General features: G+C 69.4%; 18 protein-coding genes. 7 read left to right on the plus strand and 11 right to left on the minus strand.

Features of this window, described 5'->3' with window-relative positions; all coding sequences use genetic code 11:
• Positions 1-25: 25 nt before the first annotated feature.
• Positions 26-148: a hypothetical protein gene (locus VM685_RS10550; protein WP_325460108.1), complete on the plus strand. Its 123-nt coding sequence runs from the start codon at positions 26-28 to the stop codon at positions 146-148.
• 7 nt (positions 149-155) lie between these two features.
• Here the strand turns inward: VM685_RS10550 and hemF are convergent, their stop codons facing one another.
• Positions 156-1046 (minus strand): oxygen-dependent coproporphyrinogen oxidase, encoded by an 891-nt coding sequence (hemF, locus tag VM685_RS10555; RefSeq protein WP_325460109.1) that lies wholly within the window; start codon positions 1044-1046, stop codon positions 156-158.
• A gap of 10 nt (positions 1047-1056) precedes the next feature.
• Positions 1057-1530 carry a tRNA (cytidine(34)-2'-O)-methyltransferase gene (locus VM685_RS10560; RefSeq protein ID WP_325460110.1) on the minus strand — a complete coding sequence of 158 codons (474 nt, stop codon included), beginning with the start codon at positions 1528-1530 and terminating at the stop codon, positions 1057-1059.
• Positions 1531-1736: 206 nt separating this feature from the next.
• Here VM685_RS10560 and petA point away from each other — a divergent pair, with 206 nt between their 5' ends.
• Genes petA through VM685_RS10575 form a run of 3 tightly spaced genes read left to right on the plus strand, consistent with a single transcriptional unit; the run spans position 1737 to position 4472 of the window.
• Positions 1737-2291, plus strand: a complete 555-nt coding sequence (petA, locus tag VM685_RS10565) for a ubiquinol-cytochrome c reductase iron-sulfur subunit (RefSeq protein ID WP_325460111.1) — start codon at positions 1737-1739, stop codon at positions 2289-2291.
• A gap of 7 nt (positions 2292-2298) precedes the next feature.
• Entirely contained in the window at positions 2299-3618 is a 1320-nt protein-coding gene (locus VM685_RS10570) for a cytochrome b/b6 (protein ID WP_325460112.1), read from the plus strand.
• 8 nt (positions 3619-3626) lie between these two features.
• Positions 3627-4472 (plus strand): cytochrome c1, encoded by an 846-nt coding sequence (locus VM685_RS10575; RefSeq protein ID WP_325460113.1) that lies wholly within the window; start codon positions 3627-3629, stop codon positions 4470-4472.
• 73 nt (positions 4473-4545) lie between these two features.
• On the opposite strand, the gene VM685_RS10580 is transcribed toward VM685_RS10575, so the two are convergent.
• Positions 4546-5331 carry a hypothetical protein gene (locus tag VM685_RS10580; RefSeq protein ID WP_325460114.1) on the minus strand — a complete coding sequence of 262 codons (786 nt, stop codon included), beginning with the start codon at positions 5329-5331 and terminating at the stop codon, positions 4546-4548.
• A gap of 104 nt (positions 5332-5435) precedes the next feature.
• Here VM685_RS10580 and VM685_RS10585 point away from each other — a divergent pair, with 104 nt between their 5' ends.
• Entirely contained in the window at positions 5436-5909 is a 474-nt protein-coding gene (locus VM685_RS10585) for a hypothetical protein (protein ID WP_325460115.1), read from the plus strand.
• Positions 5910-5916: 7 nt separating this feature from the next.
• Here the strand turns inward: VM685_RS10585 and VM685_RS10590 are convergent, their stop codons facing one another.
• The 3 genes from VM685_RS10590 to ychF are packed head-to-tail and all read right to left on the minus strand — an operon-like array spanning position 5917 to position 8394.
• Entirely contained in the window at positions 5917-6597 is a 681-nt protein-coding gene (locus tag VM685_RS10590; RefSeq protein WP_325460116.1) for a dienelactone hydrolase family protein, read from the minus strand.
• Positions 6598-6602: 5 nt separating this feature from the next.
• Positions 6603-7274: a dienelactone hydrolase family protein gene (locus VM685_RS10595; protein WP_325460117.1), complete on the minus strand. Its 672-nt coding sequence runs from the start codon at positions 7272-7274 to the stop codon at positions 6603-6605.
• A gap of 22 nt (positions 7275-7296) precedes the next feature.
• Positions 7297-8394: a redox-regulated ATPase YchF gene (gene ychF / locus VM685_RS10600; RefSeq protein WP_325460118.1), complete on the minus strand. Its 1098-nt coding sequence runs from the start codon at positions 8392-8394 to the stop codon at positions 7297-7299.
• Positions 8395-8585: 191 nt separating this feature from the next.
• Here ychF and VM685_RS10605 point away from each other — a divergent pair, with 191 nt between their 5' ends.
• On the plus strand, positions 8586-9578 hold the full coding sequence (locus VM685_RS10605) for a Tox-REase-5 domain-containing protein (protein WP_325460119.1): 993 nt from the start codon (positions 8586-8588) through the stop codon (positions 9576-9578).
• A complete protein-coding gene (locus tag VM685_RS10610; RefSeq protein WP_325460120.1) occupies positions 9575-10270 on the plus strand; it encodes a hypothetical protein in 696 nt (231 codons plus the stop codon). Before VM685_RS10605 ends, VM685_RS10610 begins: the two co-directional genes overlap by 4 nt.
• Before the next feature lie 6 nt (positions 10271-10276).
• On the opposite strand, the gene VM685_RS10615 is transcribed toward VM685_RS10610, so the two are convergent.
• From VM685_RS10615 to VM685_RS10635, 5 genes are all read right to left on the minus strand, one after another.
• Positions 10277-10726, minus strand: a complete 450-nt coding sequence (locus VM685_RS10615; protein ID WP_325460121.1) for a hypothetical protein — start codon at positions 10724-10726, stop codon at positions 10277-10279.
• 53 nt (positions 10727-10779) lie between these two features.
• The gene (gene pth, locus VM685_RS10620; RefSeq protein WP_325460122.1) at positions 10780-11400 is read right to left on the minus strand and encodes an aminoacyl-tRNA hydrolase; all 621 of its coding nucleotides are present in this window, start codon (positions 11398-11400) and stop codon (positions 10780-10782) included.
• A gap of 30 nt (positions 11401-11430) precedes the next feature.
• A complete protein-coding gene (locus tag VM685_RS10625) occupies positions 11431-12066 on the minus strand; it encodes a 50S ribosomal protein L25/general stress protein Ctc (RefSeq protein ID WP_325460123.1) in 636 nt (211 codons plus the stop codon).
• 142 nt (positions 12067-12208) lie between these two features.
• Positions 12209-13246, minus strand: a complete 1038-nt coding sequence (locus VM685_RS10630; RefSeq protein WP_325460124.1) for a hypothetical protein — start codon at positions 13244-13246, stop codon at positions 12209-12211.
• A gap of 121 nt (positions 13247-13367) precedes the next feature.
• Positions 13368-14303, minus strand: a complete 936-nt coding sequence (locus tag VM685_RS10635) for a ribose-phosphate pyrophosphokinase (protein ID WP_325460125.1) — start codon at positions 14301-14303, stop codon at positions 13368-13370.
• Positions 14304-14330: the final 27 nt, after the last annotated feature.

Genomic DNA, 14330 nt, shown 5'->3' on the forward strand with positions numbered 1-14330 from the left:
TACGCGCCGGCGTCGGAGGCCCGAGATGACCCGAACCTGGCAGACCCTGATCGTCGTGGCGAGCGCCGCGGCGGCGCTGGCGATAGGCCTGGGCGCCCAGGCGGGCGCGCTGGACGTCGCGCCGCCGGCGGTGGTGGCGCAACGCTAGAGAGGCGTCAGGGCCAGGCGACCAGGGGCGGCATGGACGACAGGATGGTGTCGACGTTGCCGCCGGCCTTGAGGCCGAACATGGTGCCGCGGTCGTAGAGCAGGTTGAACTCCACGTAGCGGCCGCGGCGGACGAGCTGTTCGCGGCGGTCTTCCTCGGTCCAGGGCTCGCTCATGCGGTGGCGGACGATCTTCGGATAGACGTCCAGGAACGCCTCGCCGACCGCGCGGGTGAAGGCGAAGTCGCGCTCGAAGTCGCCGGTGTTGTGCCGGTCGTAGAAGATGCCGCCGACGCCGCGGGTCTCGTTCCGGTGCGGCAGGAAGAAGTACTCGTCGCACCACGCCTTGTAGCGGGGGTACCACTCCGCATCGAAGGGATCGCAGGCGGCCTGCATGGCGCGGTGGAAGAGGACGGCGTCGTCGGCCTCCTGGCTGCGCTGCTCGGCGATCATGGGCGTCAGGTCCGCGCCGCCGCCGAACCAGCTCTCGGCCGTCGACAGGAAGCGGGTGTTCATGTGCACCGTCGGCACGCGCGGGCTGACCGGGTGGATGATCAGGCTGATGCTGGCCGAGACGTAGGATGGGTCCTTGTCGGCGCCCGGCATCTGGGCGGCCATCTCGGGCGAGAAGCGGGCGGTGGCGGCGGAGGTGTGGATGCCGGCCTTCTCGAAGAGGCGGCCCTTGAAGTGGCCGCCGATCCCGCCGCCGACGCCGGTCTCCCGCGTCCAGGGGCGGGTCTCGAAGCGGCCGGCCTCGCCGGGATAGAGGTCGGCGGGCGCCTCTTCCTCGAGCTGCTCGAGGGCGGCGAAGATGCGGGCTTGCAGGGCCTCGAACCAGGCCTTGGCGCGCTCGCGGCGCTCGAGGATCTCGGGGGGCAGGGTGGATGGCGCGTCTGACATGGCCGGCTTGCTAGCCGGTTCCCGGCGGGGTTGGGAAGCCATTCGTCTGGCGGAGCGCCTCGGCGAGCGCGATCGCGGCGGCGGTGACGACGTTCAGCGAACGGGCGCCGGCCACGAGCGGAATGTAGAGGCGGGCGTCGGCGGCGTCGTGCACCTCGTCGGGGACGCCGGCGCTCTCGCGCCCCATCAGGAGCACGTCGCCCCGGCGGAAGGCGAAGCTGTGGTATGGCGCCGCAGCGCGGGTGGTGAAGAGCACGAGCCGGGCCTCGGCGCGCAGGGGATCTGCGAGGAATCCGGCCCAGCTGTCGTGGCGTCTCACCTCCGCCTTCGCCGCATAGTCCATGGCCGCGCGGGCGACGGCGCGGTCGGAAAGCGGGAAGCCGCAGGGCTCGATGACGTCCACGGGCACGCCAAGGCAGGCGCCCAGTCTGAGGGCCGCGCCGAGGTTTTGCGGAATGTCCGGTTGAAAAAGGGCCAAACGCATTCTAAGCGAACCGCCACGGGATAGGCCGGGGCTTGATAGACGAATCACGGAAGACCTTTGCGAACTTTCGCAAACGCTTCCTGGGACCAAGTCCTGCTCCGAGACCTGCCCCGCAATGTGGCCCTGCCAGAGCGTCTGACAGGGCCCGCAAGGCTGGGCGCCCTCTCGCTGTTCCCGAGGGCCCCGAACTCGAAGGGTAGCTTTAGGTGGCCGACACCGTCGTGGGCGCAAATCCCGATCCGCACGCTCCGGGAGAAGACCCGAGCCGTCGCGACTTCATCCATATCGCCGCAGGCGCGGCCGCGGTCGGCGCCGTCGGCGCCCTGGCCTGGCCGTTCATCGACCAGATGAACCCGTCGGGCGACACGCTCGCGCTCGCGTCCGTCGAGTTCGACCTGAGCAAGGTCCCCGAAGGCCAGCAGGTGGTCCTGAAGTGGCGCGGCAAGCCGCTGTTCGTGCGCAACCGCACGCCGGCCGAGATCGCCGCGGCCATCAAGGACGACAACGCCTCCATGCCGGACCCGCAGCCGGACGAGGCGCGCCACAAGCCGGGCAAGGCCCAATGGCTCGTCCTGATCGGCACCTGCACCCACCTGGGCTGCGTCCCGACCTTCCAGGGCGGCGACTACGGCGGCTGGTTCTGCCCCTGCCACGGCTCGCACTACGACACCTCGGGCCGGATCCGTAAGGGCCCGGCGCCGCGGAACCTGGAAGTGCCGACCTGGGACTTCCTCACCGACACCACGGTCAAGATCGGCTGATCACAAGATGAGCGGACATTCCACCTACGAGCCGAAGACCGGCTTCGAACGCTGGCTCGACATGCGCCTGCCGATCGTGCGCATGGCGCACGACACGGCGCTGGCCTTCCCCACCCCGAAGAACCTCAACTACTGGTGGACCTTCGGCGGCATCCTGGCGGTCATGCTGGTGGTGCAGCTGGTCACCGGCATCGTGCTGGCCATGCACTACGTGCCGCACGTGGACCACGCCTTTGCCTCCGTCGAGCGGATCATGCGCGACGTGAACTACGGCTGGCTGATCCGCTACATGCACGCCAACGGCGCCTCGATGTTCTTCGTGGCCGTCTACATCCACATCCTGCGCAACCTCTACTACGGCTCCTACAAGGCGCCGCGGGAGATCCTCTGGATCCTGGGCTGCGTGATCTACCTCCTGATGATGGCCACGGCCTTCATGGGCTACGTGCTCCCCTGGGGGCAGATGTCGTTCCACGGCGCGGTGGTGATCACCAACCTGCTGGGCGCGCTGCCGATCGTGGGCGAGGCCATCACCACCTGGCTGTGGGGCGGCTTCGCGGTGGACAACCCCACCCTCAACCGCTTCTTCTCGCTGCACTACCTGCTGCCGTTCATGATCGCGGGCGTCGTCGCCCTGCACATCTGGGCGCTGCACGTGCCGGGGAACAACAACCCGACCGGCGTGAACGTGAAGTCCGCCGAGGACACGGTGCCGTTCCACCCGTACTACACGGTGAAGGACGGCTTCGCGATCGCGGTGTTCTTCCTGATGTTCGCGAGCTTCGTGTTCTACAATCCGAACATCCTGGGCCACGCCGACAACTACATCCCGGCCAACCCGCTGGTGACCCCGGCCCACATCGTGCCCGAATGGTACTTCCTGCCGTTCTACGCGATCCTGCGGGCGGTCCCGGACAAGCTGGGCGGCGTGCTCCTGATGTTCGGCGCCATCGGCGTGCTGTTCGTCCTGCCGTGGCTGGACACCTCGAAGGTGCGCTCCATGCGCTACCGCCCGACGGCGCGGCTCTACTTCCTGATCTTCGTGGTGGCCTGCCTGGTGCTGGGCTTCTGCGGCGCCAAGCTGCCGGACGATCCGGTGATCCCGGGCGTCTCGACCTTCCAGCTGTTCGACGCCGACCTGAACAGCTTCGTCTGGCTGAGCCGCATCGCCACCGCCTACTACTTCGCCTACTTCGTCGTGATCCTGCCGATCCTGGGCCTCACCGAGACCCCGCTGCCGGTTCCGGACTCGATCTCGGCGCCTGTCCTGTCACATCCGGCCACCACGCCCGCGGGCGCCGTGGCTTCGCCTGAAAAGAGGGGTTGAGGCTTAAGATGCTGCGCAAAGTTTCCGCGCTCGCGGCGCTTGGGCTCGCCCTGATCGCAGGCCCGGCGCTCTCGGCCACCCATCCGAAGGAGCCGAAGGCCGTCTCCTGGGGCTTCGAAGGCCCGTTCGGCAAGTTCGACCAGGCCCAGCTCCAGCGGGGCTACAAGGTCTATCGCGAGGTCTGCTCGGCCTGCCACGCGATGAACCTGATGTCGTTCCGCAACCTCGGCCAGAAGGGCGGGCCGTTCTACGACCCGAAGTACCCGAACCCGAACGACAATCCCTACGTGAAGGCCCTGGCCAAGGACATCCAGGTCAACGACATCGATTCCGAGACCGGCGACGTCATCCAGCGCCCGGCCACCTCGGCCGACCGCTTCCCCTCGCCGTTCGCCAACGAGGCGGCGGCGCGGGCCTCGAACGGCGGCGCCCTGCCGCCGGACCTGTCGGTGATCGCCAAGGCGCGCTCCGGCGGGCCGCGGTACATCTACTCCCTGCTGACCGGCTACGCCGCCCCGCCCGCGGGCCTGACGGTGCCGGCCGGCTCCTACTACAACCAGTACTTTCCGGGCGACCTGACGGCGTCCTGGAGCGGCGACCACGCCCATGTGCCGCCGGGCGGCTTCCTGGCCATGGCCCCGCCGATCCAGCCCGACCAGGTGTCGTTCGACGACGGCACCAAGTCGACGGTGGCGCAGCAGGCCAAGGACGTGACCGCCTTCCTCGCCTGGGCCGCCGAGCCCAAGATGCAGGAGCGCAAGCAGTTCGGCTTCGCGGCGATGATCTACCTGCTGATCTTCACCGTGCTGCTGTGGTTCAGCTACCGCCGCATCTGGCGCAACGTCGCCCACTGAGGCGGCCGAGCCTTCGAGACCAGGAAAGGGCCCCGGGAAACCGGGGCCCTTTTCGCATGCGCGCGGAGGCGGCTCAGGGGGCGGGGGCGAGCCCGAGCGCGCCGCCCGGGAAGTCGAAGCGAAGCCGCCAGCGGGCCAGCACGGGCGCGCCCAGCGCGCCGGCCACCGCGTCGGGCTCGGGCTTCATCAGGCCGGCCGGGACGTCGGCCAGCAGCACGTCGCCGAACGAGACCGCGGCGAGCCTCGGCCTGAGCACGCCGTAGGGCAGGAGCTCGGCCGGCTTCTCCGCCCCTGGCGCGGCCGCCAGGGCCTCGGAGAGCCGCACCGGGGCGTCCAGGCCGGTGGAGACGACGAAGGGCCCCCTGAGCGCCGTGGGGCCGTCGGCGGCCCCCGCCAGCGCCACCGGACGCCCCTCGGCCCAGGCCAGCGGCAGCCGGGCCCCGGCAAAGCGTGGCGCGCGACCGGGGGATGACAGGCGCACCCGGCAGGGGGCGAAGGTCACGTCCAGCACATGGTCCTTCAGCACGTCGGCGCCGATGACGCCCGCGATGGGGGTCGGGAAGAGGCCGGTGCGGACGTCCAGATCGGCCACCTGAACGGGGCGGGCGGGCAGGCGCAGGCCCGCCAGCCGGACCTCGCCGGTCACGGCGGGCTCCACGTAGCCCAGCTCCAGCGCCTGGGTCTCGGCGAGCTGGGTGGCGGCCTGGCCGGTGTCGAGGATGTAGTCGCCCACGAAGCCGGCCACCTCGGCGGTGACCACGACGACGCCGTTCTCGTACCAGCAAGCCGCTTCGTCCGCGGCGGCGGGGCCGGCGAGGGCGGCGAGCGCCAGGGCGAGGGGGAGGGCGGCGGTGTTCACGGGCGCCCCGACCATAGCCAAGCCGCGGGCCGGCGGCGAGCGGCGGCAGAGCGCTCAGCACACGGCGCCTTACGCCTGCCGCAACGCGCGCCAATATGGGGACGATGGCCTACACGCGCGCCTGGACCAACTTCCGCCGGATGCAGGACATCACGGTCGCCGCCGCGTGCCTGATCTACGCCGGCGCCGTGCTGGACGCCTTCCAGCGGCTGCCGGGCAGCCTTTCCCTGATCGCCGAGCGGACGCTGGTCTGGCCGGCGGGCTTCCTGTTCCTGTCGCTGGCCATCCCGCTGGTGGTCGGGCGGCTGCGGCGCGGGCTCGCGCGCTATGTCTGGATGAGCTTCAACGCCGGCTTCGGGCAGAGCGTGGGCTCGGTCCTGATCGGCATCGGGCTTTTGGCCGGGGCGGCGCTGTTCATGTACTGGCAGATCGGCAGCGCGGCCAATGGCGGCCGCTATCCGGCCGGCGTCTTCTCCGGCTACGCCGCCGGCATCGGCATCCTGGGCGCCCAGGCGCTGCTGGTGCGGGTGCTGGAGCGGCATCCCGAGGTGAGGCGCGCGATCGAGGTCGAGGAGTAGGGGCGGGTCAGACCTCGCCCTTGCCGCCGCCGCTGCGGGAGAACAGGGCCAGAGTGCGCAGGCGGGCGAGGCGGGCGCTGTCGGCGTGGTAGTCGGCCCGGCGGTCGGAGTTGAAGCCATGGCCGGCGTCGTAGAGGTAGACCGGCAGGTCGGGATGCTTCTCGCGGATCTCGTCCACCTTCTCCATGGGGATGGAGGCGTCGGTCTTGCCGAAGTGCAGGATGGTGGGGGCTTTCGGGATCTCGTCCACAAGCTCGCTGATCCGCCGGCCGTAGAAGGCCGAGGCCGCCGCCACGCCCTCGCCGCGGCAGGCGACCAGCCAGGCCGCCGCCCCGCCCCAGCAGTAGCCGACCACGAAGACCGGCGGCTGGAGGGCGTCGATGGCCGCCTGGGCGTCGCCGGCCACCTGGTCCCACGGCGTGGCGGTGGAATAGCGGACGCCCTTCTGGATGGCGTCTGGGCTGTAGTCGGCCTCGAACCCAGGCTCGAGGCGGTCGTAGAAGGCCGGCGCGATCACCTCGTAGCCGTCCTGCGCGAAGCCGTCCGCGAGCTCCCGGATGTGGTCGGTGACCCCGAAGATCTCCTGGATCAGCAGCAGCCCGCCGCGCCGGGCGTCGGTGGGCTTCACGTGGTAGGCGGAGAGTTCGAAGCCGTCGTGGCGGCTCTTTAGGGTGATCGTCTCGCCCATGGCGCTCAGGCCCGGTCGAAGAGTTCGAGGGTGCGGTGGCGGGCGAGGTCGGCGGCTTCGGCGTTGTAGCGCTCGGGGCTCTGGTTGTTGAAGCCGTGGCCGGCGCCTTCGTAGATGTAGACCGGGACGTCGGCGTGGTGCTGGGCGACGGCGGCGGCCACCTCGTCGGCGGGGATGCCGGGGTCGGTGCGGCCCAGGTGGACGATGACGGGGGCCTTCGGCGTCTCGGCGGCGAACTGCTTCACCAGGCTGCCGTAGTAGCTGGACGCCGCGGCGATCCCGTCGAGGCGGCAGGCGGAGAGCCAGGCCAGCGAGCCGCCGTAGCAGTAGCCCACGACGCAGACCTTCTCGCCGCGGGTCTTCAGGAAGTCGCGGGCCGCGGCGATGTCGCCGAGCGCCTGGTCGAGCGGGGTGGCGCGGGCGTGCGCGATCCCGGCCTGGATGCCGGCGTCGTCGTGCTCGGCGTGGAAGTCGCGCTGGCGGCGGTCGAACAGGGCTGGGGCGACGGCCTCGTAGCCCATCTTCGCCCAGCGCTCGACGTCGGCCCGCACGTGGCGGTCGATGCCGAACATCTCCTGGATGACGACCACGCCCCCCTTGCGGGGCGTGAAGCTGGGCTCGTGGTAGGCGGTGAACTCGAAGCCGTCGGCCCCTGCGATCTTGATCGTCTCGCCCATCTCGCCCCTCGGATTTCTTGGCCTACACGTTGAAGCGGAAGTTCATCACGTCGCCGTCCTTCACGACATACTCCTTGCCTTCCGAGCGCAGCTTGCCGGCGTCGCGCGCGCCCGCCTCGCCGCCGAGCTTCACATAGTCCTCGTAGGCGATGGTCTCGGCCCGGATGAAGCCCTTCTCGAAGTCGGTGTGGATGACGCCGGCCGCCTGCGGGGCGGTGTCGCCCTTGTGGATGGTCCAGGCGCGGGCCTCCTTAGGCCCCACGGTGAAATAGGTCTGCAGCCCCAGCAGGTGATAGGCCTCGCGGATCAGCTTGTTGAGGCCGGGCTCGGCCAGGCCCAGGGTCTCCAGGAACTCGCCGCGTTCCTCCGGATCCAGGAGGGCGATCTCGCTCTCGATCTTGGCGGAAATGACCACGCTGTCGGCGCCGTCCTTGCGGGCCCGCTCCTCGACCTGCTTCGACAGTTCATTGCCGGTGGCGGCGGAGCCCTCGTCCACATTCGCCACGTAGAGGGCGGGCTTGGAGGTGAGGAGCTGGAGCATGCGCCAGGCCTTCTCGTCCTCGGGCGCGATCTTGGCTACGCGGGCGGGGCGCCCCTCGTTGAGCTCGGCCAGGGCCACCTGCACGAGGCGCAGGGTCTGGGCGCTCTCCTTGTCGCCGGTCTTGGCGCGCTTCTCCAGGTTCACCACCCGCTTCTCGAGGCTCTCCATGTCGGCCAGCATCAGCTCGGTCTCGATGGTGTCGAGGTCGGCCAGCGGATCGACGCGGCCCTCCACGTGGGTGATGTCGTCGTCGATGAAGCAGCGGGCGACGAAGGCCACGGCGTCACAGTCGCGGATGTTGGCCAGGAACTGGTTGCCCAGGCCCTCGCCCTTCGAGGCGCCGCGCACCAGGCCCGCCACGTCCACGAAGTTGATGCGGGCCGGGATGATCTCCTTGGAGGGGATGATCGCGGCGAGCTTCTCCAGGCGCGGCTCGGGCACGGCCACGTCGCCGACGTTGGGCTCGATGGTGCAGAACGGATAGTTCGCGGCCTGGGCCGCGGCGGTCTGGGTGAGCGCGTTGAACAGGGTCGACTTGCCCACGTTGGGCAGGCCGACGATGGCGACTTTCAGGGCCATGGGGTGGTGCGGTTCCTCTAAGAGCGGCGGGACCTACCACGGCGGGGGCGCAGGGACAAAGGGAGGTGTCCTCCTCAAGGGCCGCATGCGCGCTGGGGCGTAGGACGATCCGCCAAGACGTTCTATGTTCGTATTTTGTTCTCATTTTAGGCAAGCTGTGCCATTGTAAGTGCCTGATGGGAGGAGATGGCATGGCGCGACGCGTGGATCCGGCGCTGCTCGAGGGGGAGGAGCTGGAGCGATGGTACCTCCGGACGCCAGAGGAGCTCGATCGTGAGCGTGCGCTGGCGGAACGGGAAGCTTACGACGCCTACTTAGGTACCGGCAGCCTGATCCATGAGGGCGAGGCTGCTTCAGAGGAGCAGCCGCGGTGGCGGCAGGTCAGGCTGAGCCCACGAACCGCTCCTCCCGCCAAGGTGCAGCCGGCGCCGGAGCGCCTTGCGCCCGGCGTGTCGCCGTACGGGGAGACTGGTAGCGGCGCCGGCGGGTTCTTCGGCAGCAACGGTCCGACGCCTTCGCCGAACGGCGACGCCTATCTGACGGACCTGCCAAGTCCGTTGAACTACGTCCGACCGCGCTTCGGAGGGTGGTACGAACTGGGCGACGGCAGCGTCGTGAAGGGCGCCGTTGAGGTTGATCGGATTTACGCGGAGCAGCAGGATCGGCTGAGTGGCGAAGCCGAGGATGAGCCACTCGCCCGCGTTCGCTCGGCAGACCGCTTCAGGGATGGCCGGATCCCGCAGGCGAGCGAACTCGCGAAGGGAGAGAGGGAGTTAGATCCGACCTGCCACCCGAACGGCGGATGGGAGGTCGACGCGCAGTTCCCTCGCTACCCGCAGTGGACGAAGGACTATGAGGAGCAGATCACCCGCGCGCCTGGGTTGGACTACGTCGTCCGGAATCCGGGATCAAATCCTGTGAAGTTCGACGGTTGCGCGGTCTGGACGCCTCGCAGGGAGCTGCTGGAGGCTAAGGGGCCGGGCTACGCGAGCCTCTTCTCGGCAGCCTTCAATTCGACGTTCGCCAAGCGGCTCGCGGAAAAGCGCGACAATCAGGCCAAGCGGCAGCGGGAAGCTTCGCAGGGTCGTCCCGTCGACTGGCATGTCGCCGAGCGTGGCGCGGTGGATCACTTCCGGGACGTCGGCGTTCCGCCGATCCGCGTCATCTACACGGCGCCCAGATGACTGCACAGCTCCGGTTCGCTCAGGAGGAGAACCACTTCGATCGCGAGTTCGTCTTCGGATGGCCGGCTCGCGGCGAGACCGCGCGCAGCGTGGCAGACCGCGTCCTGAAGACGGCCGATCTGCTCTCTGCAGTCGAGCCGATCTGGGCCGATGTTCGGCCGGTGCTGGCGTCGAGGCCCTTCCGATCTGGCGACCCCGGATTCGTGAGGGAAATGTCGCCCGAAGCGCTCGGGGAGCTGATCGATCGGAAGGGGCGACCTGATCCGCCGAAGGCGCCGAAGCCCGTGAGCAGATGGGGCTATTCCATCAGCTTTCACACAAATCGGCCGGGGGTCGATCCCATGAGCTCCGGCATGACGGTTCATGCCGGAGACACGGTGGAGAACAGCGCGAATATGGTGAGGCTGGGCTTCCCCCTGGCGAGCCCCATCTGGCGCGATCAGGATATGGCCGTTTCCGTGATGCAAGCCGGGATCGCGGCCTGGGACGCCGAATGGGCCTGGGCGCGTGCGTTCATTTCCATCTTTGATGGGCCGTATTGGCGAAGACCCTGGATGACGTGGTTCAGGCAACCACAACGGCCCCCGCCTTCGCTGGTCATGGAGTATCCGGCCGACTACCCGCCCGAGTTCGATCTGCGCCCCCACGAGACGACCGAGAAATGGGGTGGGGTGCTGAAGATCTGGCCGTGAGCCGGGTCAGTGCGGCCAGCGGCTGGTGAGGAGCTCGGCCTTGCCGTCCCGCCACCTGACCTCCAGCGCCGGATCCTTCGGCTGGCCTTGCGCGAAGAGCTCGTAGATGACGGTCCCGTCGGTCTGCCGGCTCTCGATGACGCGGACCGGCTCGGCGCGGCCGGCGGCGGCGCGGACCGGGGCGGGGGCGCTGGCCCAGGCGATGTCGCGCTGGATCTCCACCACCTCCCAGCCCTGCGGGGTCTGCAGCATGTCGAGCTCGATCTCGGAGCCGTCCGGCAGCCTGCCCTCCACGTCGTAGTAGCGGCGGCCGTCGCGCGCCTTCAGCTCGGCCTCGGAGATGGTCATCTGCGGCATGGCCTTCTTCACCGCCGCGGCGACGTCGGCGGGCACGGTGTGGGCGAAGGCCTGGCCGGCGAGGGCGGTCAGCGCAAGGGCGAGGGGGAGGAGCCGCATCGGTGTCTCTCCGGTTGAATGACACCGGTATCATAGTCGCTAGGGCGGCAGGCTCAATCGCCGCCGCGGGCCAGCTTGCGGGGGTCGGCCTTCTCGGCGGGGGCCAGGCGCATGACCTCGGCCTGGTACTTCTCGTCCTCGCCGAGCGCGAGCAGGGGCGCGGCGTCGGCGCAGGCCTCGAGCAGGGGCTCGACCCACTTCATCTCGACCTTGTGGAAGTCGGAGAGGACGTGGCCCTGGACCAGCTCCTTCTGGCCGGGGTGGCCGGTGCCCAGCCGCGCGCGGCGGAAGTCGGGACCGACCTGGGCGGTGACCGAGCGGATGCCGTTGTTGCCGGCCGCGCCGCCGCCGGTCTTCATCCGGAAGCGGCCGGGGGCGAGATCGATCTCGTCGTAGAAAACCACCAGGTCGGCGGGCTTCAGCTTGAAGAACTTCAACGCCTCGCCGACCGCGCGGCCGCTCTCGTTGTAGTAGGTCTGGGGTCTGAGGATCAGCGCCCGGACCGGGCCCTGCGGCGTGTCGATGGAGCCCTCGGACGCCAGGCTCTGGAAACGAGAACGCGCCGGCGAGAACCCCCACCGGCGCGCGATCTCGTCAACGGCCATGAAGCCGATGTTGTGGCGGTTCTTGGCGTAGGCCTGCCCGGGATTGCCCAGGCCCGCGATGAGCAGCATCCGGCCCCCGCCTGCGAACCGCGAGGAGGACTACTCCTCGCCGCCTTCCGAAGCTTCCGGCGCCGCGGCTTCTTCGCCACCTTCCGCCGCTTCCTCGGTCACTTCCGCCATGGCGCCGGCCACGGTGGCCACCACGGTGTCGCCGTCGACGGCGGCCTCGGCCTTGCCGGGGATCGTCAGGTCGGAGACGCGGATGGTGGCGCCGATGTCCAGGCCGGTCAGGTCGAACACGATCTCTTCCGGGATCTCGTCGGCGGCGCAGGAGACGGTGAGCGTGTGCAGGGCGATGTTCAGGGTGCCGCCGCGCTTCAGGCCCGGAGCCTCGTCCTGGTTGGTGAAGTGCACCGGCACTTCGATCTTGATCTGCTGGTGCTCGTCGACCCGATAGAGGTCGAAGTGCACGGGCTCGTCGGTCACCGGGTGCATGTCCACGGCCTTGGCGATGACCGGCTGGGTCTCCTTGCCGTACTTCAGGGTCACCAGGTGGCCCAGAAGCTTGCCCGTGTAGAGCGCCTTGCGGAACTCGTTGGACTTCACGGCGATGGCCACCGGGTCCTTGTCGCCGCCGTACAGCACGCCGGGGACCATGCCCGAGCGACGGGCTTCACGCGCGCCGCCGGTGCCGGTCCGCTCGCGCACTTCAACGTTCAGGATGATCTCGGCCATAGCCTTGCCTCAAAACGAAAGCCGCCGCGCGAGGCCCGCGCGGCGACGGAAATCCGTGACCTAGGGGTCAATAGGGTGCGCGTAGATACACAAAAGCCCCGCCCCATGCAACGGGGGCGGGGCTCTAGTTTCGTCGCCGGTTTCAGCGCGTGCGGGTGGTGGTCCCGAGGCTCCGCTCGGCCGCCACCGGGGCGGGCGTGGCGCTGGCGGCGATGTTGATGCGCCCGTCGGTCGGCTCGGGCAGGCCCGCGCCCTTGATCAGGCACTTGCCGGTGTCGATCAGCACGTGCTGGCCGAGGCAGAAGACGTCCTCGTAGTGCGGCTTGGACACGGCCAGGCACTGGTAGAGGTTGAGCTTGGACATGTTCAGGCACGAGGCCGAGGTCGGGTCCGCCAGCAGCGGCATGACCTGCTGGAGGCTGGCGTCGTCGCCGTAGCCGAGGTTGGCGAGCGCGGCCACGGCCATCGCCCGGATCACCACCGGCGTGTACGGCGGCGCGGCGGTCTGGGCGGTGAGCCCCAGGGGCGCGGCGCCGACGGCGGCCGACTGAAGACGGGTGGTCTCGGCCATGTCGCCCATCACCGGCGTGACGGAGGCCTGTTTGGCGTAGGCCAGGCGGGCGACGCGGTCGGCGACCTCGGCCTTGGACCAGGACGAGCGCTGCACGTCGTAGGCGGCCTGCTTCACCAGCCGGCCCTGCTCCAGGAGCTTCTGGCCGTCACCCCCGAGGGCGGCGATCACTTGGCCGGCGGCGCTGGCCGAGCCCTGGATGCCGATGACGTAGGCGGGGTCCTTCATGATCTCGTAGGCGATGGTGCGCCGCTGCTCGGCGTCGCCGGCGTAGGTGCGGACCCCGGCCACGAAGGCCTGGTCCTGCATGGCGGCGACGGCGCCGTAGGCAATGGCCCCGCGGACCATCTGCTGCGGCTCGTAGGCGGCGCCGACGCGCACGCCCTCGGCGACCGAGGCGCCGTTGGTGAACATCGGGGAGATCGACTGGGCGCGGGTGACATAGGCCCGGTAGGCGGCGGCCTGCTCGATCACCTTGGGCGACAGGGCCGCGGCCGGCGGGGGAGGCGGCGGCGCGGGCGCGGGCGGCTCGGCGCAGGCGGTGAGCACGACCGCCGCGGCGAGCGCGACGAAGGAGAGGGTCCGGCGGACCGGGAACGCGGACATCATCTGCGGAAAGCCTTCCCCCTGAAGATCAGTGGAGCTGAAGATACATGGTCGGCAGGCGAGATTGTGATCTCGCATGGTAAATTCTTGCTGAGCAAGCGTGGCCATGCGGCCACGCCAAATCTCAGTCGAACAGTTTCGACACGCTTTCTTCATTGGCGATGCGGCGGATCGCCTCCCCGATCAGGGGCGCGCAGGTGACCACGCGGACCTTGTCGCTGCGGGTGACCACCTCGGTGGCTTCGATGGAGTCGGTGACAACCAGCTCGCGCAGGACCGAGGCGGTGACCCGCTCCACCGCTCCCCCCGACAGGACGCCATGGGTGACGTAGGCGGAGACCTCCGTGGCGCCGTGCTCCATCAGCGCCTTGGCGGCGTTGCACAGGGTGCCGGCGGAATCGACGATGTCGTCGTAGAGGATGCAGCGGCGGCCGCTGACGTCGCCGATGATGTTCATCACCTCGGACTGACCCGGGCCCGAGCGGCGCTTGTCGACGATGGCCAGGTCGGCGCCGAGGCGGCTGGCGAGCGCGCGGGCCCGCACCACGCCGCCCACGTCGGGCGAGACGATCATGATGTCATCGGTCTTGCGATAGTGCTCGCGGATGTCGTCGGCCATGCGCCGCGCCGGCAGCAGGTTGTCGGTCGGGATGTCGAAGAAGCCCTGGATCTGGCCGGCGTGGAGATCCATCGTCAGCACCCGGTCGGCGCCGGCGCGGGTGATCAGGTTGGCGACCAGCTTGGCCGAGATGGGGGTGCGGCCGCCGGTCTTCCGATCCTGGCGCGCATAGCCGAAATAGGGGAGCACGGCGGTGATCCGGCGGCCCGAGGCGCGCTTCAGCGCATCGACGCAGATCAGGAGTTCCATGAGGTTGTCGTTCGCCGGATAGCTCGTCGACTGGATGACGAAGACGTCCTCGCCGCGGACGTTCTCGTCGATGGTCACGAAGACCTCGTTGTCCGCGAACCGGCGCACCTGGGCCCGGGTCAGGGGCATGTCGAGGTAGTCGGCGATGGACTGAGCCAGCGTACGATTCGAATTGCCGGCCAGCAGCTTCATCGAGACCCCCACAGCGTTTTCGCCATT

Source organism: Phenylobacterium sp. (assembly GCF_035539035.1).
Taxonomy (GTDB): Bacteria; Pseudomonadota; Alphaproteobacteria; order Caulobacterales; family Caulobacteraceae; genus Phenylobacterium.